Annotated in this window: 12 protein-coding genes and 1 pseudogene; 9 read left to right on the forward strand and 4 right to left on the reverse strand. The window is 74.2% G+C overall.

What is annotated here, in order from left to right; genetic code table 11:
- Positions 1-26: 26 nt before the first annotated feature.
- A complete protein-coding gene (locus ACZ404_RS14235; protein ID WP_468439458.1) occupies positions 27-980 on the reverse strand; it encodes an ABC transporter substrate-binding protein in 954 nt (317 codons plus the stop codon).
- 588 nt (positions 981-1,568) lie between these two features.
- Here ACZ404_RS14235 and ACZ404_RS14240 point away from each other — a divergent pair.
- Together ACZ404_RS14240 and ACZ404_RS14245 are read left to right on the forward strand one after the other, a co-directional pair.
- Positions 1,569-2,789 (forward strand): NAD(P)-dependent malic enzyme, encoded by a 1,221-nt coding sequence (locus ACZ404_RS14240; RefSeq protein ID WP_468439460.1) that lies wholly within the window; start codon positions 1,569-1,571, stop codon positions 2,787-2,789.
- Positions 2,790-2,973: 184 nt separating this feature from the next.
- A complete protein-coding gene (locus ACZ404_RS14245; RefSeq protein ID WP_468439462.1) occupies positions 2,974-3,939 on the forward strand; it encodes a zinc-binding dehydrogenase in 966 nt (321 codons plus the stop codon).
- A 64-nt stretch (positions 3,940-4,003) separates the two neighbouring features.
- Here ACZ404_RS14245 and ACZ404_RS14250 read toward each other — a convergent pair whose 3' ends face one another.
- The 3 genes from ACZ404_RS14250 to ACZ404_RS14260 form a co-directional block, all read right to left on the reverse strand.
- On the reverse strand, positions 4,004-5,074 hold the full coding sequence (locus ACZ404_RS14250; RefSeq protein ID WP_468439464.1) for a helix-turn-helix transcriptional regulator: 1,071 nt from the start codon (positions 5,072-5,074) through the stop codon (positions 4,004-4,006).
- A gap of 1 nt (position 5,075) precedes the next feature.
- The gene (locus tag ACZ404_RS14255; protein ID WP_468439466.1) at positions 5,076-6,095 is read right to left on the reverse strand and encodes a DUF4097 family beta strand repeat-containing protein; all 1,020 of its coding nucleotides are present in this window, start codon (positions 6,093-6,095) and stop codon (positions 5,076-5,078) included.
- A 268-nt stretch (positions 6,096-6,363) separates the two neighbouring features.
- Positions 6,364-6,543 carry a DUF6104 family protein gene (locus ACZ404_RS14260; protein ID WP_383677852.1) on the reverse strand — a complete coding sequence of 60 codons (180 nt, stop codon included), beginning with the start codon at positions 6,541-6,543 and terminating at the stop codon, positions 6,364-6,366.
- 189 nt (positions 6,544-6,732) lie between these two features.
- Between ACZ404_RS14260 and ACZ404_RS14265 the strand changes: the two are divergent.
- The 7 genes and pseudogenes from ACZ404_RS14265 to ACZ404_RS14295 all read left to right on the forward strand — a co-directional run.
- Positions 6,733-7,311, forward strand: a pseudogene (locus tag ACZ404_RS14265) (CU044_2847 family protein); the annotation flags it as partial.
- A 389-nt stretch (positions 7,312-7,700) separates the two neighbouring features.
- Complete coding sequence (locus tag ACZ404_RS14270) at positions 7,701-9,854, forward strand: VMAP-C domain-containing protein (RefSeq protein WP_468439468.1); 2,154 nt, start codon at positions 7,701-7,703, stop codon at positions 9,852-9,854.
- A gap of 127 nt (positions 9,855-9,981) precedes the next feature.
- Complete coding sequence (locus ACZ404_RS14275) at positions 9,982-11,040, forward strand: AAA family ATPase (RefSeq protein ID WP_468439470.1); 1,059 nt, start codon at positions 9,982-9,984, stop codon at positions 11,038-11,040.
- 7 nt (positions 11,041-11,047) lie between these two features.
- Positions 11,048-14,425 carry an SAV_2336 N-terminal domain-related protein gene (locus ACZ404_RS14280; protein ID WP_468439472.1) on the forward strand — a complete coding sequence of 1,126 codons (3,378 nt, stop codon included), beginning with the start codon at positions 11,048-11,050 and terminating at the stop codon, positions 14,423-14,425.
- Positions 14,426-14,466: 41 nt separating this feature from the next.
- A complete protein-coding gene (fxsA, locus tag ACZ404_RS14285; RefSeq protein WP_468439474.1) occupies positions 14,467-14,649 on the forward strand; it encodes an FxSxx-COOH cyclophane-containing RiPP peptide in 183 nt (60 codons plus the stop codon).
- A 217-nt stretch (positions 14,650-14,866) separates the two neighbouring features.
- A complete protein-coding gene (locus ACZ404_RS14290; RefSeq protein WP_468439476.1) occupies positions 14,867-16,060 on the forward strand; it encodes an FxsB family cyclophane-forming radical SAM/SPASM peptide maturase in 1,194 nt (397 codons plus the stop codon).
- Positions 16,060-17,484: an aKG-HExxH-type peptide beta-hydroxylase gene (locus ACZ404_RS14295; protein ID WP_468439838.1), complete on the forward strand. Its 1,425-nt coding sequence runs from the start codon at positions 16,060-16,062 to the stop codon at positions 17,482-17,484. Before ACZ404_RS14290 ends, ACZ404_RS14295 begins: the two co-directional genes overlap by 1 nt.
- Positions 17,485-17,586 lie beyond the last annotated feature (102 nt).

Here is a 17,586-nt window from a genome sequence, read left to right on the forward strand (position 1 = left end):
GTTGCCTCTCGGTGCCGCAGGCGCGGTCACTTGCCGCCGTTGATCACGGACTCCTTGACGGCGCCGTCCTGGGCGCCCCACTTCTGCAGGATCTGCTGGTACTCACCGTTCTTGATGACGGCGTTCATCGCGGCCTGCAGGGCGTCCCGCAGCTTCGTCTGGTTCTTGGCCACGGCGATGCCGTACGGCGCCGCCTCGACCTGGTCGCCGACGATCTGGAAGTCCTTGCCGCCGCCGGAGGTCTTCACCGCGTACGCGGCGACCGGGAAGTCGGAGGAGGCCGCGTCCACGCCGCCCGAGCGCAGCCGGGTCTGGGACTGCTGGTCGTCGTCGAACGGCTCGATGGTGAGCTTCTTCCCGGCCGGGCACTTCTTGGCCTCCTGCTTGGCCAGGTCCTCCGACACGGTGCCGCGCTCGACGGCGAGCTTCTTGCCGCACAGGTCCGCCCAGGAGGTGATGCCCTTGGTGTCGCCCTTGCGGGTGTAGATGGAGACGCCGGCGGTCAGGTAGTCGACGAAGTCGACGCCCTGGCCGACCTTCTTGCCGGTGTCCGGGTCGACGCCCTCCTGGCGGTTCTTGTTGTCGGTCATCGCCGACATCGCGATGTCGTAGCGGCCCGAGCGCAGACCGGTGAGCAGGGCGTCGAAGGTGCCGTTCTGGAACTCGAGCTTCACACCGAGCTGCTTGCCCATGGCGGCGGCGAGGTCCGGGTCGAGGCCGGCGACCTTGCCGGAGGAGTCCTTGAACTCCACCGGGGCGTAGGCGATGTCCGATCCGACCCGGATGACACCCTTGCTGCGGATGTCCTGGGGGAGCTTGTCGGCCAGCGGGGCAGTGCTGGTGGACGCGCTGCCGGAGTCCTTGTTCTTGGTCTGGTCACCGCAGCCGGTGAGCAGCAGGGCGCCTGCGACCGCGATCGCACCGACCGCGGCCAGGCGGGAGTGCGCGGCGGTCGTACGACGGGTGGAGCTTGCGGTCATCGTGGGTTCCTCCGGCGGATGGGAAGCGTTGCCGATGGGTCGACGGAAACACACACCTTCGGGTGTCGCGACCTCGTGGGTTTACGGCATCTTGCCATTCGGACTCCGCCAATCAGGCGAGTGCCAATGTCAAAATCGGATAACGGGTGACCCCCGAACCACGTCATGTCCCGTCCGGACGGCACATCCGGGCCGCACCATCTGCGGAAACCCGTCTTTCCGGCCGGAAAATCTTCGGATCGTCTCACGATGTGATCAAGGCTTGCGTGTGCGGCCCACGGCGAGGCGCGGACCGGGTCCCAGCCGTCGTCGAGTCACACCCGTGTCGCACTCGTGTCGGCCCCGTGTCATTCGCGTGTGGCGTTCCGGTGTCGCGATGTGACCTTGCACCTAATGGACTCGTCGTGAGCGCCGTCCGTCCGGTAAGAAGGTTCTTTACACCCCTCATCCGGGGCTCAGGGCGCGTGTGCGGCGCGCCCGTCGCGCAGCCGCTCGTACGTATCAGCAACCGGGCCTGCGCGGTGCCCGCCCACCCCTCACCAGGAGTGGTCGACCCTCAAACCATGCATACCTAAGGGGTAAGACAAAGTGGCAGCGGAGATCGTCAATCCTCGCAGCGACAGCAGTACGGATCAGGAAGGGGCCGAGCCCCTCGATTCCTTCGATCCGGCGTTCGCGCTGCACCGCGGCGGCAAAATGGCCGTGCAGGCCACCGTGCCGGTGCGCAACAAGGACGACCTTTCCCTCGCGTACACGCCCGGCGTCGCGCGCGTGTGCACCGCGATCGCGGAGCAGCCGGAGCTGGTCAACGACTACACATGGAAGTCCTCCGTGGTCGCCGTCGTCACCGACGGCACGGCCGTGCTGGGACTCGGGGACATCGGTCCCCAGGCCTCCCTCCCCGTGATGGAGGGCAAGGCGATCCTGTTCAAGCAGTTCGGCGGCGTCGACGCGGTGCCCATCGCGCTCGACTGCACGGACGTCGACGACATCGTCGAGACCGTCGTCCGGCTCGCTCCCTCCTTCGGCGGAGTGAACCTGGAGGACATCTCGGCGCCCCGGTGCTTCGAGATCGAGCGCCGGCTCCAGGAGCGGCTGGACATCCCGGTCTTCCACGACGACCAGCACGGCACGGCCGTCGTGACGCTCGCGGCGCTGCGCAACGCGGCGCGGCTGAGCGGACGGGAGATCGGTCAGCTCCGGGCCGTCATCTCGGGCGCCGGCGCGGCCGGTGTCGCCATCGCCAAGATGCTGGTCGAGGCCGGTATCGGGGACGTGGCCGTGGCGGACCGCAAGGGCGTCGTCTCGACCGACCGCGAGGACCTGACGCCGGTGAAGCGGGAGCTCGCCTCCTTCACCAACAAGGCCGGGATCAGCGGCTCGCTGGAGGACGCCCTCGCGGGTGCGGACGTGTTCATCGGCGTCTCCGGCGGTACGGTCGCGGAGGCGGCGGTCGCCTCCATGGCTGAGGGCGCCTTCGTGTTCGCGATGGCCAACCCGAACCCGGAGGTGCACCCGGAGGTGGCGCACAAGTACGCCGCCGTGGTCGCCACCGGGCGGTCGGACTTCCCCAACCAGATCAACAACGTGCTGGCCTTCCCCGGGATCTTCGCGGGCGCGCTGCAGGTGCGGGCCACACGGATCACCGAGGGCATGAAGATCGCCGCGGCCGAGGCACTGGCCGCTGTCGTCGGGGACGATCTCGCCGCCGACTATGTGATTCCGTCGCCCTTCGACGAGCGGGTCGCTCCGGCCGTGACCGCCGCGGTGGCCGCGGCCGCTCGTGCCGAGGGCGTCGCCCGTCGCTGAGTGAACCGGCCCCGCCCGGACGGGCGGGGCCGCCTCTTCACCCACCACGCGATCGGGTGATTCCACGGCACCGCCGCCCGGGGGCCACCGTCCCCGGGAGGCGTGCACCGGCTGTCACGCAAGAGGGCATGTGTCACAGCCCTGCCTGGTTCCGTCGGCTGCACGGCGCACCTATCGTCGAGCCATGTTCGCTGCCTACGCCGCCCGAATCGACCGCGACCAGCCGCTGACCGGCCTGGAGTTGGGGGAGCGTCCGGCCCCCGAGGCCCGGCCCGGCTGGAGCACCGTCACCGTGCGGGCCGCTTCCCTGAACCATCACGACCTCTGGTCCCTGCGCGGCGTGGGCCTCGCGGAGGACAAGCTGCCGATGATCCTCGGCTGCGACGCCGCCGGGATCGACGAGGACGGCAACGAGGTCGTCCTGCACTCCGTCATCGGCCAGACCGGTCACGGCGTCGGCCCCAGGGAGCCCCGCTCCATCCTCACCGAGCGCTACCAGGGCACCTTCGCCGAGCAGGTCGCCGTGCCGACCTGGAACATTCTGCCCAAGCCCAAGGAGCTGTCCTTCGCGGAGGCCGCGTGCCTGCCGACGGCGTGGCTGACGGCGTACCGGATGCTGTTCACCAACGCCGGTGTGCGGCCCGGTGACTCCGTCCTCGTCCAGGGAGCGGGCGGTGGTGTCGCCACAGCCGCGATCGCGCTCGGCCGTGCGGCGGGCCTCAGGGTCTTCGCCACCAGCCGGGACGAGGCGAAGCGCAAGCGGGCGCTGGAACTCGGCGCGGTCGAGGCGACGGAGCCCGGGGCCCGGCTGCCGCAGCGGGTGGACGCCGTCATCGAGACCGTGGGCGCCGCCACCTGGTCCCACTCGGTGAAGTCCCTGCGGCCCGGCGGCACGCTCGTCATCTCCGGCGCCACCAGCGGCGACCGGCCCTCGAACGCCGAGCTGACCCGGATCTTCTTCCTGGAGCTGAAGATCGTCGGCTCCACGATGGGCACCAAGGACGAGCTGGAGGACCTGCTCTCCTTCTGCGCCGCCACGGGCGTACGCCCCGTCATCGACGAGGTGCTGCCCCTGGACCGGGCCCGCGAGGGCTTCGAACGGCTGGCGTCCGGCGAGCAGTTCGGCAAGATCGTGCTCACCAACTCCTGAGCCCCTGCCCGGAGGCACGGCGAGGCGGGTCCGGGGCCGGGCCCGCCCCTCGCGTTCCGGCGGCTCAGACTCTGGGGCGGCGCAGTATCGCCCCGATGTGCGCCGCCGCCGCCGACAGGTGGCGGCGGGCGTCGCGGAGCTGGTCGTCGGTGACGCCGTGGTCGCGGGCCGCGTCGCGGATGTCGTCACGGAAGCGGTCGAGCAGGCGGTCCAGGTCGCGGGACGGGTCGCCGCTGCCGGCCTCATGGGCCCAGGACGGCTCGTACTCGGCGGGGAAGTCCTCCGGGGCGGCGGAGTGGTCCGGCCCCGCCGCCGGGGCGGACTTGCGGGGGCCCGGGCCTTCGGCGGTGCGGCCGAAGCCCCAGTCCTTGCCGAACTCCCTGCCGTGGTCCCGACCGAACTCCCCGAACTCCTTGGCCAGTTCGGCCAGGCCGTCGCGCACGCCGGTCGGCCAGTCGCCGCGCGCGAAGTGATCCTGCACGCGCTCCTGGACCCGGCGGGCGATGCGCTGCATCTCCTCCTGCGCCTGGGCCCGCGCCCGCGCCTGGGCCTCCTGCGCCTGGTGCCGGGCCCGCTGGGCCTCCTCGCGGGCGCGCCGGCTCTCGTCCTTGGCGCGGCGGGCCTGCTCCTTCCACTCCTGCTTGACCCGGCGCATCTCCTCCTTGGCGGCCTGCCAGGCCTCCTTGTCGTCCAGGTCGCCGTACTCCCCGGAGAAGCCCGCGCGGGCGCCGGAGGCCCGGGAGCCCTTGCGGGCCTCGGAGGCGGCCGCGCGCATCTCGCGCCGCAGATCACCGGCCGCGCCCCGTACGTCGGCCCTTATCTCGGCGGCCAGTTCGGCGACGGACTCGCGGATCTCCAGCTCCAGGTCGGCCAGCTCACCGCTGCGGTCGGCCAGCTCGGCACGGCCGGCGTCCGTGATGGCGTACACCTTGCGGCCGCCCTCGGTGGTGTGCGTGACCAGGCCCTCGGCCTCCAGTTTGGCCAGGCGCGGGTAGACCGTGCCCGCCGAGGGGGCGTACAGGCCCTGGAAGCGCTCCTCGAGGAGCCTGATCACCTCATAGCCGTGGCGCGGGGCCTCGTCGAGCAGCTTGAGCAGGTAGAGGCGGAGGCGGCCGTGGGCGAAGACGGGAGGCATGTCAGAGCACCTTCTTGTCGGTCGTGCCGTCGGCCGGGGCGCCGGGGGCGTCGGCACCGGGCCGGCCGGAGACGGAATTGTCTCCCGAGGTGGGCTCGGAGCCGGCTGTCGGGCCGGCGGCGGGACCGGTGAGGTCGGGTGAGCCGGCGCCGGCGGGGCGCGCGGGGCTGCCGGCGCCGTGTGAGGCGGACTCCCAAGGGGTGTCGTGGTCGTCCTCCGCCGGTGGGCGGCGCAGCAGGGCGATGGAGCCGGAGACCGTGGTGGCCCGCAGCTTGCCGTTGCCCGCGCCGAGGCGGCCGGTGATCTTGTGGGCGCCCCACTGGCCGTGCACGCGCAGACCGTCGAAGGCGTTGGAGATGGTGCCGCTCGCGGTGTTCGCCTCCACCTCCGCGTCCGCCGGGTGCGGCAGCCGGATGGCGATCTCGCCGGAGACGCTGGTCAGCCGGATGTCGGTGGGACCGTCCGGGTCCAGGTCGACGATCATGGAGCCGCTGACGGAGTCGGCGCGGACGGAGGAGCCCGAGCCCTCCACCACGGTCAGATCGCCCGACACCGAGTTGAACCGCAGGTCGCCGGTGACGGCCTGGGCCTCCAGGCTGCCGGAGACGGTGTCGGCGCGGACCGGGCCGGACAGGCCGACGAGCGTGGTGTCGCCGGTGACCCCCTTCACCACCGAGGGCCCGCTGATCCCGGAGACGACCGCGCCGGCGCCGACCACGCCCACCTCCACACGTGTCTCGGCGGGCACGGCCAGGGAGACGACCGCGCTGCGCCGCCAGCCCTTGCGGTCGAGCCACTTCAAAAAGCCCTTCCAGGGCAGGTCCTCATAGGCCACGGTGAGGGTGCCGCCCCGGTGCGTGACGATCAGGGGCGGTCCCTCGATCTCCGTGACCTCCAGACGGGCGGAACCTTCCTCGGTGCCCACCACGTTCACCGTTCCGTTGACGATGCGTACCTGGAGGTCTCTGACGGGCGTGTCGAAGGTCAGCTTCTGGGGCTCGGCGACGGACCACTCGGACATGGGGACCTCCTCGGCCGGACGGAACACGACGCGGGCGTCGGGATGCGACACGCCATATCGCGTCTTCTACGAACACGATATATCGCGGGCAGGTGAAGTCAAGGCACTCTTTCGGGTGAGGAGTGGGGTGGGTACAGGTGGCCAAGTGGGCACATCGACTCGCCGATGGCTGCGTCCGGGCATGCGTCGCCCCCGGATTCCGGGGCCGGGGGCCGTTGCGGAACCGGGGGCGGTCTCGCGTGGTGGTGCGGGGCGTGGAACGCCGGGGCTACTCGTCGTCCTCGTCGTCGAGCCGGGCCAGCCAGGTCGCCAGGCGTTCCACCGGCACCTCGAAGTCGGGGTTGAGGTCGACGAACGTACGCAGCTGCTCGGCGAGCCACTCGAAGGTGAACTCCTCCTCGCCGCGCCGCTTCTCCAGTTCTTCGATGCCTCGGTCGGTGAAGTACATGGATGCCGCTCCGTCGGTCAGTGCAGGGGTAGGGGCGCTTCCGGGCGGGAAGAACCCTCATCCTGCGAGAGCGAGGAAGTGATGCCTTTCCGCCGGGAGAGCCGGGCGAGAACAGGAAAATGATAGGCAGCCGTCCGGCGGGACGGGCCAGGTGGTGCCACGGGGCCAGGGGGGAACGGGGGAGCGGGGATGAACGGGGAGAGTTCGGCGACGGGAGCCACTGGGGCCACCGGAGGGGGAACCACCCGGGTGGCGCGGGTCCGGCTGCCCGACGGTACGCCGGTGTGGGCGCGCATCTCGGGGGCCGAGGAGCTGGCCGTGCCGTCGGGCGGGCTGTCGTACACGGACACCGGATTCGCCGAGCGGGTCGAGGCGAGCGTGGAGAGCCTGCACTCGCTGATCACCGGGGTCGCCCGGTCGCTGACGGGTCCGCTGCGCGCGGTGAAGCCGGACGAGGTGAGCGTCGAGTTCGGCATCGAGCTGACCGCGAAGGCCGGCAAGGTGGTGGGGCTGCTCGCGGACGGCGAGGCCAAGGCGGGCATCACGGTCACCCTGACCTGGAACGGCGGCGGCCCACCAGACCCGGACGCCCCCGCCGCCACGACACCGCCGACCACGGCACATCCGCCCGCGGCCCCCCCGACGCAGCCACCCGCACCTGCGCAGTCACCCTTGTCTGCGCAGCCACCCATACCTGCGCAGCCACCCATATCTGCACAGTCACCCCTGCCTGCGCAGCCCCCCGCTGCCGCGCAGCCCTCTGGAGCCGCGCCGCCGCCCCCAGCCACGCCGCCGGCGGCCGCAACCATGTCCGCGCGGCAGCCGGCGGCCACGCCGCCACGGCCGCCCGCAGCCGCGCCCACTTCCGACGCCGCCCCCGCGCCCGCGCCGACCCCGGATGCTGCGCACGTGCAGCTCCCCGCCTCCGCGCCGACCCGCGACGCCGCCCCCGCAGACACTGCAGCGCAGCTCCCCACAGCCGCGCCGACCCCGGGCGCCGCCCCTGTGCAGCTCCCCGACGCCGCCCCCGCGCCGCCCCTCGCCCCCGCTGCCCCGGCGCCCGCGCCTCCACCGCCCTCCGGCGCCCCCCACCCCGGCGCACCGCCCGGCGGCCGGAGGCACGAGGGGTTCGGGGTGGGCGACGGTGGGGGCAGGGCATGACGGACGGGTACGACGGGGGCGCATCGGAGGGGTTCGATGCTGCGCACCTTGCGCTGCGTGAACTCGTTCTCGCGGCCACCGTGCGCATTCATCGCCCGGGCGCCGGGTATGCCCACGACGAGCCCGGGGGGTTCCTCGGCAGTGGCTTCTTCGTCGCGCCGAACTGGGTTCTGACCTGCGCGCACGTGGTCCACGAGGGGGAGGGGGGCGAGGTCGCCGTGGTGTACCGGACGAGCCCCTACGAGGAGCCGCGTGCGGTTCCCGCGCGCGTGGCGGTCACCCTGCCCGAGCACGCCGGTGGGCCGCCGGCCGGCGGCTGGCCCGCGCCGGACCTGGCCCTCGTCCGGCTGCGCGAGCCCGCCGAGCACGCGTGCGTGTACGTCTCCGAGCGGCCCGCCGTGCACGTCGGCGGGCGCAGGGTGTTCTACGCCGGCTGGACCGCCGCCCGGGGCCGGCTGGAGATCCTGGACGGCGAGCTGTCCGTGCAGGGCACCATCAGCGCGTGGTCGTCGGAGGAGCAGGTGCGGCTCGGCCAGAACGACCTGCCGCCCGGCGTCTCCGGCGGGCCGGTGGTCGACCCGGTGCGCGGAGAGGTCGTGGGCGTCCTGAAGTCCCGCGCGGACCACGGGACGGGCGGCACCTGCATCGGCGTCCAGCAGCTGCGCACCCTCCAGCCGCCGCAGCCGGCGCGTGCCGAGCACGGCGACCCGTACCAGGTGGTCTTCCACGCCCACGACCGCTACCACCGAGACCGCCAGCAACCCTCCGACTCGCCCACCCCCACCTGGGCCGACGTCCAGGGCGAACTCGGTGTGCGCCCCGGCCGGACGCTCAGCCCGCACGAGCGCAGCGAGCTGCTCGGGCGGCTCGCCGACCTGCCGCCGCCGCTCAGCACCCGCGGCCTGCTCGACATCCTCGGCTCGCTGCCGGACTTCCGGCTGCCGTCCACCGCGCCCGCCCCGCGCGGCTGGCGGGACGGGCTGGGCACCCTGTACGAACACGCGCGCCAGGACGGCGCGTTGAAGCTCGTGCTGGACTACGCGATGCGCATCCTCGCCGTGGAGCGCCCGCGCAAGCCCGGCACGATCGCCGCCGAACAGGCCCTGTGGGACTGGGTGAAGCACGCGGCGACGGGCCTGGACAGCGGCTACCGGCGCGGTCTCGCCGAGCAGCGCGCCGAGCTGCTCGGGCCGCGCCGCACGGTACCCGGCGTGCACCAACGGGCGGAGCACACCGTGCTGCGGGAGCTGGAGGAGCGCGCGGCGGCGCATCCGCTCGTCGCGCCGCCGGGCCCCTCCGTGCTGCTGGTGGTGTTACGCCGGGGCTGGGAGCCCGACCGCTGCGACTGGTCGGTCTCGGTCGCCGAGCCCGACGGCGCGACGACCCGGCTGCACGAGGCCGAGCGCGCCCCCCTGGACGATCTGGCCGCCCATGTGGCCGCGCCGCTCACCGAGGCCTTCCGCCGCTGCGACGAACCCGGACGGCCCGCCACGTTGTACGCGGCCCTGCCGCATCTGCTGCTGGACCTGGCCGTGGACGAGTGGCGGCTGCGGCCCGGCGGGGTCCCGCTGGGCGCCGAGCGGCCCGTCCTCGTCCGCTGCGCCGACCGCGACCAGCTCCCCGACGACGAGGAACCGGCGTTCCCGGGCACCCGCCACCCGGCGGCCTGGGACCCGTACGACGACGAGGACGGCGAACGCCGGGACCGCTGGCGCCGGTTGCACGCCGGCCAGGCGCAGGCCGAGGTGCTGGACTGCGACGACGGCGTCAGAAAGCCGGTGCCCGGCGTGGCGGCCCTGCGCGGTCTCGCGCCGCACACCGTGCCGGTGCTGTGCCGCCTGGGCGACCTGCGCTACGACAACGACCCCGCCTCGCTCGGCCGGATCCTGCGGTCCGGTTTCGGTGTCGCGCTGTGGCGCCACCGCGGCACGCCCAAACCCGAGTCCGTGTGCGGCGAGTTCCACCGGGGCGTCAAGGCGGTCGTCGACGACGGGGACGGCGTGGCCTTCCTGCCCGACGTGGTGCACGGGCTGCGCCTGGATGTGCGCGCGGGGCGCACGGAGGCCTTCTGGGCCGACGGAATAGCTCTGTTGTACGACGATCCGCACCGCCCCCTGCCCGGAACCGGCGATCTGCTGGAGGCTCCGTGATGCGATCCGTTCGAGGCCCCGTGGCGCAACTCGCCAGTTCCCTCCTGTTCCCCTTACCAGGGCACCTGCGGGTCGATACGGTGATGCACGTTCGACGGCTGCCGCGGACGAGTGACGAGGACCGGACATGACCGAACCCAGTGAGTGGCTCATCTACCGGGGCGCCGGGGAACCCCACGACGGCATGAGCAGGCTCCCCCCGCCGCCGCCCTGGCGGGACTTCTCCGGACGGGACGCGGCCGGCGCCGGCGACGGCTCCCGGGACCGCAGGCTCGGCGCGTACCGGCATCTGGCGGAGCTGCACCGGCCCGGCGCCGAAGAGCTGGAGATGATCAACGCGGCCCTGTATCTGCGCCGCCCCCTGCTGGTGACCGGAAGCCCCGGTGCCGGAAAGAGCACGCTGGCCCACTCGGTCGCGTACGAGCTCGGACTGGGCGAGGTGCTGCGCTGGTCCATCGTCAGCCGCTCCACGCTCCAGGACGGGCTGTACCACTACGACGCCATCGCCCGCCTCCAGGACGTGCAGATCGCCGCCCAGGGAGACGGGGGTACCTCCCGCTCGAGCGAAGCCGAGAGGGGGGGAGGGACGGTCGGCGCCGGCCCCGGAGCCGTCGAGGCCATCGGGAGCTACATCCGGCTCGGCCCGCTCGGCACCGCCCTGCTGCCCACCGACACCCCGCGCGTGCTGCTCATCGACGAGCTCGACAAGAGCGACATCGACCTGCCCAACGACCTCCTGAACGTACTGGAGGAGGGCGAGTTCGAGATCCCCGAGTTGCAGCGCATCGCCGACCGGCTGCCCGGCGGCGAGGCCGAGGTGCTCACCGCGGACGGCACCAAGGTCGCCGTGCGCGACGGCCGGGTGCGCTGCCGCGCCTTCCCGTTCGTGGTGCTCACCAGCAACGGCGAACGGGACTTCCCGGCCCCGCTGATGCGCCGCTGCATCCACCTGGAGCTGGACCGGCCCGACCACAACCGGCTCGCCACCTTCGTCCGCGCCCACCTCGGCGACGAGGCCGCACGCGCGGGCGACGATCTCATCGGCCGCTTCCTGGAGCGCTCCCGGAGCGAACTCCTCGCCACCGACCAGCTGCTGAACGCGATCTACCTGACCGACGCGGCTGCCCCGCCCAGCCGGGAACGGCTCGCCGACCTGCTCATCCAGCGGCTCGACCGCCCGAGGTGAGGCGCTGATGCCCGACGCACCGGCGGGACACGGCCCCGTTCCCCCCGGCCCGGAGGATCCCGAGGCCGGCCGGTCCGGCGCGTCCGGCGGCGGCGATCCGCTCGCCCAACTCGTCCGCCGTCTGCGGGAGGTCGGGCTCGACCCGGACGCGGAGCAGCTGAGCGACGCGGTGTGGCTCGCCCGCTGGGCCCGGCCCGCGCCCGCGGACCACCCGGACGGCCCCGGCGCCACCGCGCGCCCCGGTGCACCGCCCCTGGCGGCCTCCTCGCCCCGGGAGCGCACGACGGCCGCCGCCCCTGCCCCGGACACCCCGGAGCAGCGGCCGCCGGTCCCGCCCCCGCCCGCTCGCGCGGACGGGCGCATCACGCTGTACTCGCTGCCCCGCGGCGCCACCCCCGGCGTCACCGTCGCCGGGCAGGTGACGGCGCTGCCGGTCGGGGTGCCCGCCGCGTCCGTGCTGCCGTCCCCGATCCGGCTCCAGCGCGCCCTCAGGCCGTTGCAGACGTACCGGAGCGTCGCACCGCCCCTGCGCACGGAGCTGGACGAGGCGGCCACCGCCGAGCTGAGCGCCCGCGCGGGCGGCTTGATCATCCCCGTCCACCGCGCCGTCACCCGGGGCGACGCCCGGCTCCAGCTCGTGCTGGACGCCGCGCCCTCGATGCGCGTGTGGGACCGGTTGTTCACCGAACTGCAGCAGGTCTTCGTCCAGTTGGGTGCCTTCGGGGACATCCAGGTCAGCCATCTGCACACCGGGCCGGACGGCGAGCCCGCGGTCGGCCGCAGCCCGGACGCCCACGCGGCCCCGCTGCACACCGTGGATCGGCTGAGCGACCCCACCGGACGTCGTATCACCCTGCTGGTCAGCGACTGCACGGGCCCGCTGTGGCGCACCGGGCACGCCCACCGGCTGCTGCACCACCTGGCCCGGCTCGCCCCCGTCGCAGTGCTCCAGCCGCTGCCGCAGCGCCTGTGGAACCGCACCCGGCTGCCCGTGACGTACGGGCAGCTGACCCGCGGCGAGAGCCCGGGCGGCGCCGTGCTGCACGTGCACACCCCGGACGGCGCCCAGGTCGCACCGCCCCCGGGCGTCCTGCCCGTGCCCGTGCTGCCGCCCGAGCCGGTGGCCCTCGGCGCGTGGGCGCGGCTGCTGTCGGGGGCCGGCTCCGGACCGGTGCCGGGCGCGGTGGGCTGGGTGCGCGCGGACCAGCCGCCCGCGCCCGAGTCCCGCGGCACCCGCCGCCCGACGTCGGTGGAACGGGTCAGCCGGTTCCGCTCCGCGGCCTCCCCGGCCGCCGGCCGCCTCGCCGTCTACCTCGCGGCCGCCCCGCTGTGCCTGCCGGTGATGCAGCTGGTGCAGCGCACGATGCTGCCCGACTCCGGGCCCTCGGAACTCGCCGAGGTGCTCCTCGGCGGGCTCGTCACGCGCGCGGGGGAGGCGTACGGGCAGGACGGCACCCAGTGGTACGAGATGGAGCCGGAGGTCCGCGAGGCGCTGCTGTCGACGCTCGGCCGGGACGAGGCCGTTCTGGTCCTCAAGCACGTCTCCGAGTACATCGAGCAGCGCTTCGGCAAGGGCGGCGCCAACTTCCCGGCCCTGGCCCTGGCCCAGCTCGGCGACGCGGGCGCCGGGCGCCCCCGCGCGTCCGGCGCCCCCTACCCCGGTGCGGACGGCGACAACGGTGACACCACGCTGGTCCCGCAGCCCTTCGCCGAGGTCGCGGCCCGTGTCCTGGAGCGCTTCATGCCCCTGCCGGAACAGTTCCGCCTCTACGGCGGCTCCGACGTCACCGCCTCCGGTGCGCGGCCCACGCACCCGGCCGTCGTCCGCGCCCGCGCGCTGCTCGAGCGGTTCGACGCCGAGGGCATGGTGCAGGACCTGATCGACGCCGTGCAGCTGCTGCGCGGCGCCACCGAGCACGAGCGCCCGCGCGGGGCCGACCCGGAGCTGTGGGCGGAGTACGCGCGCTGCACGCTGCGGCTGTGGGAGGTGCAGGGCGGCGGGGCCGAGCTGCTGCGCGAGGCGGAGCAGGCCGCCGAACGGGCCGTGGCCCATCCGCACGCCCAGCACCAGCGGGCCGCGCTGGCCCGTGTCCTGCACGCGGCTGCCACCGACCGCAGACGCCGCGGCGACCAGCACGGCGCCCTGGACCTGCTGCGCCGCGCCGCCCGGGAGTACGAGGTGGCCTGCGCGGCCCCCGGTCTGGAGCAGCAGGAGGCGCTGGCGCTCACCCTGGAGCACGTCGCCGCCCTGGAGGCCCAGTGGCGGCTCGGCGCCGACAGCGCGCTGCTGCAGACCGCGGTCGGCATGCTGGAGGCCTTCGCCGACGCCTGGCCGGACCGCGGCAGCCGCCCGCCCGAACTCCCGCTGGCGCACGGCCGCGTCCTGCTGCGGCTGGCGGACGCCACCACCGACCCGGAGCAGGCCCGCGGGTACGCCGAGCAGGCGGCCCGGTCGCTGCGGGACGTGCTGGCGGCGGCCCCCGAGAGCGGGACCGACCCGAAGGGCGAGCGGGTGCGGGTCCACCTGGACCTGGTCGACGCCCTGCTGAAGTCGGACGGCGACCTGGACGAGGCCCGGCACCGGGTGGAGGAGGCGCTGGCCGGCCCCCTCAAGCGCGGCCAGCGGGCCGCCCTGCATGTGCGCGCCGGACGCATCCGGGCCGCCCGGTACGCCGAGACCGGGGACCCGCGTGAACTGCGGGAGGCCGCCGCCTCGTTCGCGACGGCCGCCGCGGACACTCCGCGCGACGCGGCCGGATACCCCGACGTGCTGCAGGAGTGGGGCGAGGTGCTGCTGCGCCACGCGGCCTCGCAGACCGGCTTCCGTGCCTGGGAGCCGCTCTCCCAGGCGATCCGGGTGCTGCGCGACTGCCGGGCGGAGACGCCCACCGGCAGCGAACACACCGCCTACCGCCTGCTGTTGCTGGGCCGTGCTCTGATCCTGCGCTACCGGCTGCGCGGGGACCGGGTGGACCTGCGTGAGGCGGAGCACCTGTTCGGCCTGGCGGCGGCGGAGGCGAACCACCCGCTGGTGGCCGCCCGTTGCCGACTGGAACTGGGGCAGACCCAGTACGAGGCGTACCAGAGCCTCGGCCGGCCGACGCGGCTGGACGACGCGATGGACGCCTTCCGGCTGGCGGCGGAAGCGGCCCGGGACGCGGAGGAGATGGCCGAGACCGATCGCCGGCGGCAGGAGGCGGTGGAACTGGCCGCGCAAGCGCACCACTGGCGGGGTATGTCCTACGAGGCGGCGGCCCGCCCGCGCGCGGCCCGCGACGCCTACCGGTCGGCCCGCGCCGAGTGGGCGCGGCTGCCCGACGGCAGCCTCGGCACGGGCGAGCCGACCGCCGAGGACACGGCGGCCCGGCTGGCCGCACTGGAGTGACCGAGCCGCCGTACCGGCGGACCAGGGAGAGGAACGGGGACATGAGCACACGGGACGCGTCACCGCTGACGCAGCACGAGGAGCCGCTGCCGGATCTGCTGACGCTCGACCTGGAGGAGCTGAGCACCCTGCAGCACCCCGTCCTGCGCGAGGTGCTGGCGGATCTGCGTGAGCGGGCGGAGAACCCGAGCGAGATGCTCTGGGGCTTCAACAACTGTCTCTGAACGCTTGCTTGGTGAGACAGACCCCTGAAGACGAGTATCGCTATCGGTCAAGTAGGGGCAGAAAAAGACAACTTCGATCGCGCCGGGTTTGGGTCCGGTCACCGGCCGGGAATGCGCGTCCATACGGGCGGAAGAGAGCCGTGGCGCACGGACGGAAAAACGGCCGTGGCGCGCTCGTCACGCGGCTGCGCGGGGCGTACGGCATGGGGGTGCTGCAGTGTCTGGACGGACCGCGGCGCATCCGGCACCCCCGGCGCCCCGCCCCTTCCGGCAGTTCATCGTGAAGGTGCACGGCCGGTGCAACCTCGCCTGCCGCTACTGCTACCTCTACGAGGGCCCCGACCGCACCTGGCGCACCCGCCCGGCCACCGCCCCGGCCGAGGTGCTGGAGCGCACCGCCGACCGCATCGGCCGGCATGCCCGCACCCACGGCCTGAAGGCCCTCTCCCTCGTCCTGCACGGCGGCGAGCCGCTGCTGGCCGGCGCGGACACGCTGGCCCGGTTCACCGACGACGTGCGCGGGCGCGTCCCCGAGGGCTGCACCGTGCAGGCCACCGTCCAGACGAACGCCACCCTGCTGACGCGCGAGCGCGTGGCCGTCCTCGCCCGGCACGGCATCAGCATCGGCATCAGCCTCGACGGGGGCCGTGCCGCGCACAACGCACGGCGCGTCGACCACGCCGGCCGGCCGTCCTGGCCCGCCGCAGCACGCGGCGCGCGCCTGGTCGCCGACCACTTCCCGCAGGCGTACGCCGGAGTCCTCACCGTCGTCGACCCGACGACCGACCCGGTCGAGCTGTACGAGTCCCTGCTCGACCTGCGCCCGCCCGCGCTGGACCTGCTGCTGCCGCACGGGAACTGGTCGGCCCCGCCCCCGCACTGGTCCGGCGCGCGCCACGGCGCGTGGCTGTGCCGCGTCTTCGACCGCTGGTGGTCGGCCGGGCGGCGGGAGACACGGGTACGGCTCTTCGAGGAGTGCCTCGCGCTGCTGCTCGGCCTGCCCGCGGCCACCGAGTCCCTCGGGCTCGCCCCCTTCGACGCCGTGGTCGTCGAGACCGACGGGTCGATCGAACAGGTCGACTCGCTGAAGTCGGCGTACGACGGGGCCGCCGAGACCGGTCTGGACGTCTTCGGGCACGACTTCGACGACGCCCTGCGCCACCCCGGCGTGGCCGCCCGCCAGGCGGGCGCGGCGGCGCTCGCGGACCGCTGCCGCGCCTGCCCCCTGCTCACGGTCTGCGGCGGCGGCCACTACGCCCACCGGTACCGGGCCGGGCACGGCTTTCGCAACCCGTCCGTGTACTGCGCGGACCTCCAGCGTTTCATCCTGCACGTGGCCGGACGGCTCGCCGGGGACGCCAAGGGCGCGAGCCCCGCCGTCCCGGCCTCACTCGAAGGGGGCACCCCGTGATACTTCCGGCGGTCCCGGACCGGGCGCTTGCCGAACTCAGCCGTACCGAGGGAGGCCCCGACACCCTCGCGCTCCTCGTCCGCGACCAGGACACCAGGCGGCTGCTCATGGTGCGCGCCGTCCTCGACGCGGCGGAGGCCGCCGACCCCGCCGTCTGCCCGGACGCGGCGAAGCGCCGGCTGCGCGAGGACTGGGCCCTGCTGACGGCGGCCGACCGCGCGGCCCCCGGCCCCGGATCACCGGCCCGGACCCGGCTCACCCATCCGCTGATGGGCCCCTGGGCCAGGCGGTGCCTGACCGGGCTCACTCCGCGCACCGGACGCCTCTTTGCCGCGGACGCGCGCGAACTGCGCCGCGATCTGGCGCACTTCAGCGTGAACGCCGCGGTCGCCGCCGCCCGCGCGGGCCTCGCCTTCACCACCCGGCTGACCGCCCGCGACGGCGTGCTCATGCTGCCCTCGCTGGGCGCCCTGCACACCGCCGAGCGGGGCGACACGGAGGTCGAAGTCCGGCATGCGAACGGCGTCCTGACGCTGCGCCAGCCCGGTGCGCCCGACGTGACGGTGCACCTGGAGCACGGCACCGGCGCCTGGTCCGGCGCCCTCGCCTGGACCCCTGCCCACGCCCTGCCCGGGCTGGAGCCCGGCGGCGCGCCCATGCCCCTGGACGACCTCGACCCCTACCGGGTCCCGCCGCGCGAGCCGGGCCAGTCCGCGCTGAGCGGCCCCGCCGCCCCCGACGACGCCGAACGCAAGCGCTGGCTGCAGACCTGGGCCGGTACGGCCGCGGTCCTGCACTCGGGCGGGGAGCACCGGCCGGCGGAGGCGCTCGCCCTGCTGCGCTGCCTGGTGCCGCTGGAGACGCCGCCCGGCGCCGACGGCCGCGGGAGCTGCAGCGCCACCCGGCGCGAGGCGTTCGGCGCGCTGCTGAGCAGTGCCCCGGCGACCCCGGTGGCCTTCGCCGCGACGCTCGTCCACGAACTGCAGCACACCAAACTCGCCGCGCTGAGCGAGATGGTGGAACTGCACCGGGCCGGACCCGAGGCCCGCTACTTCGCGCCCTGGCGCACGGACGCCCGGCCGTACGACGGACTGCTCCAGGGGGCGTACTCGCACCTGGCGCTCGCGGACTTCTTCCAGCGCCGCGCCCTCGCCGCCGTGGACCCGGCCCAGCGGGCCCAGGCCTGGGCGGAACACGCCCGCTACCAGGCCCAGGTGGGGGCGGCCCTGCCCGCGCTCGTCGGCTCGCCCGACCTCACCCCGGTGGGCCGGCGGTTCGTGGACGGCATGGTCGCCGCCCATGAACGGCTGGCGGCGAACCCCGCGCCCCGGGGGTACGCGGCGCGCGCGCAGGCGTACGTCAAGGCCGTGCGCACCCTGTGGACACAGCGTCAGCCTCCGGCTCCCCCGCTCACGAATCGGTGAAATGCCGACTTCGCAGGCTCCGCTGCGCGAAGATCGTCGGGCCGAGGCGTTCGTTCCTGCAGTCGCCGGACTCCCCAGAGTCACGCCGAGGTTCTAGGATTT

This window comes from Streptomyces sp. NPDC030798 (assembly GCF_055572275.1).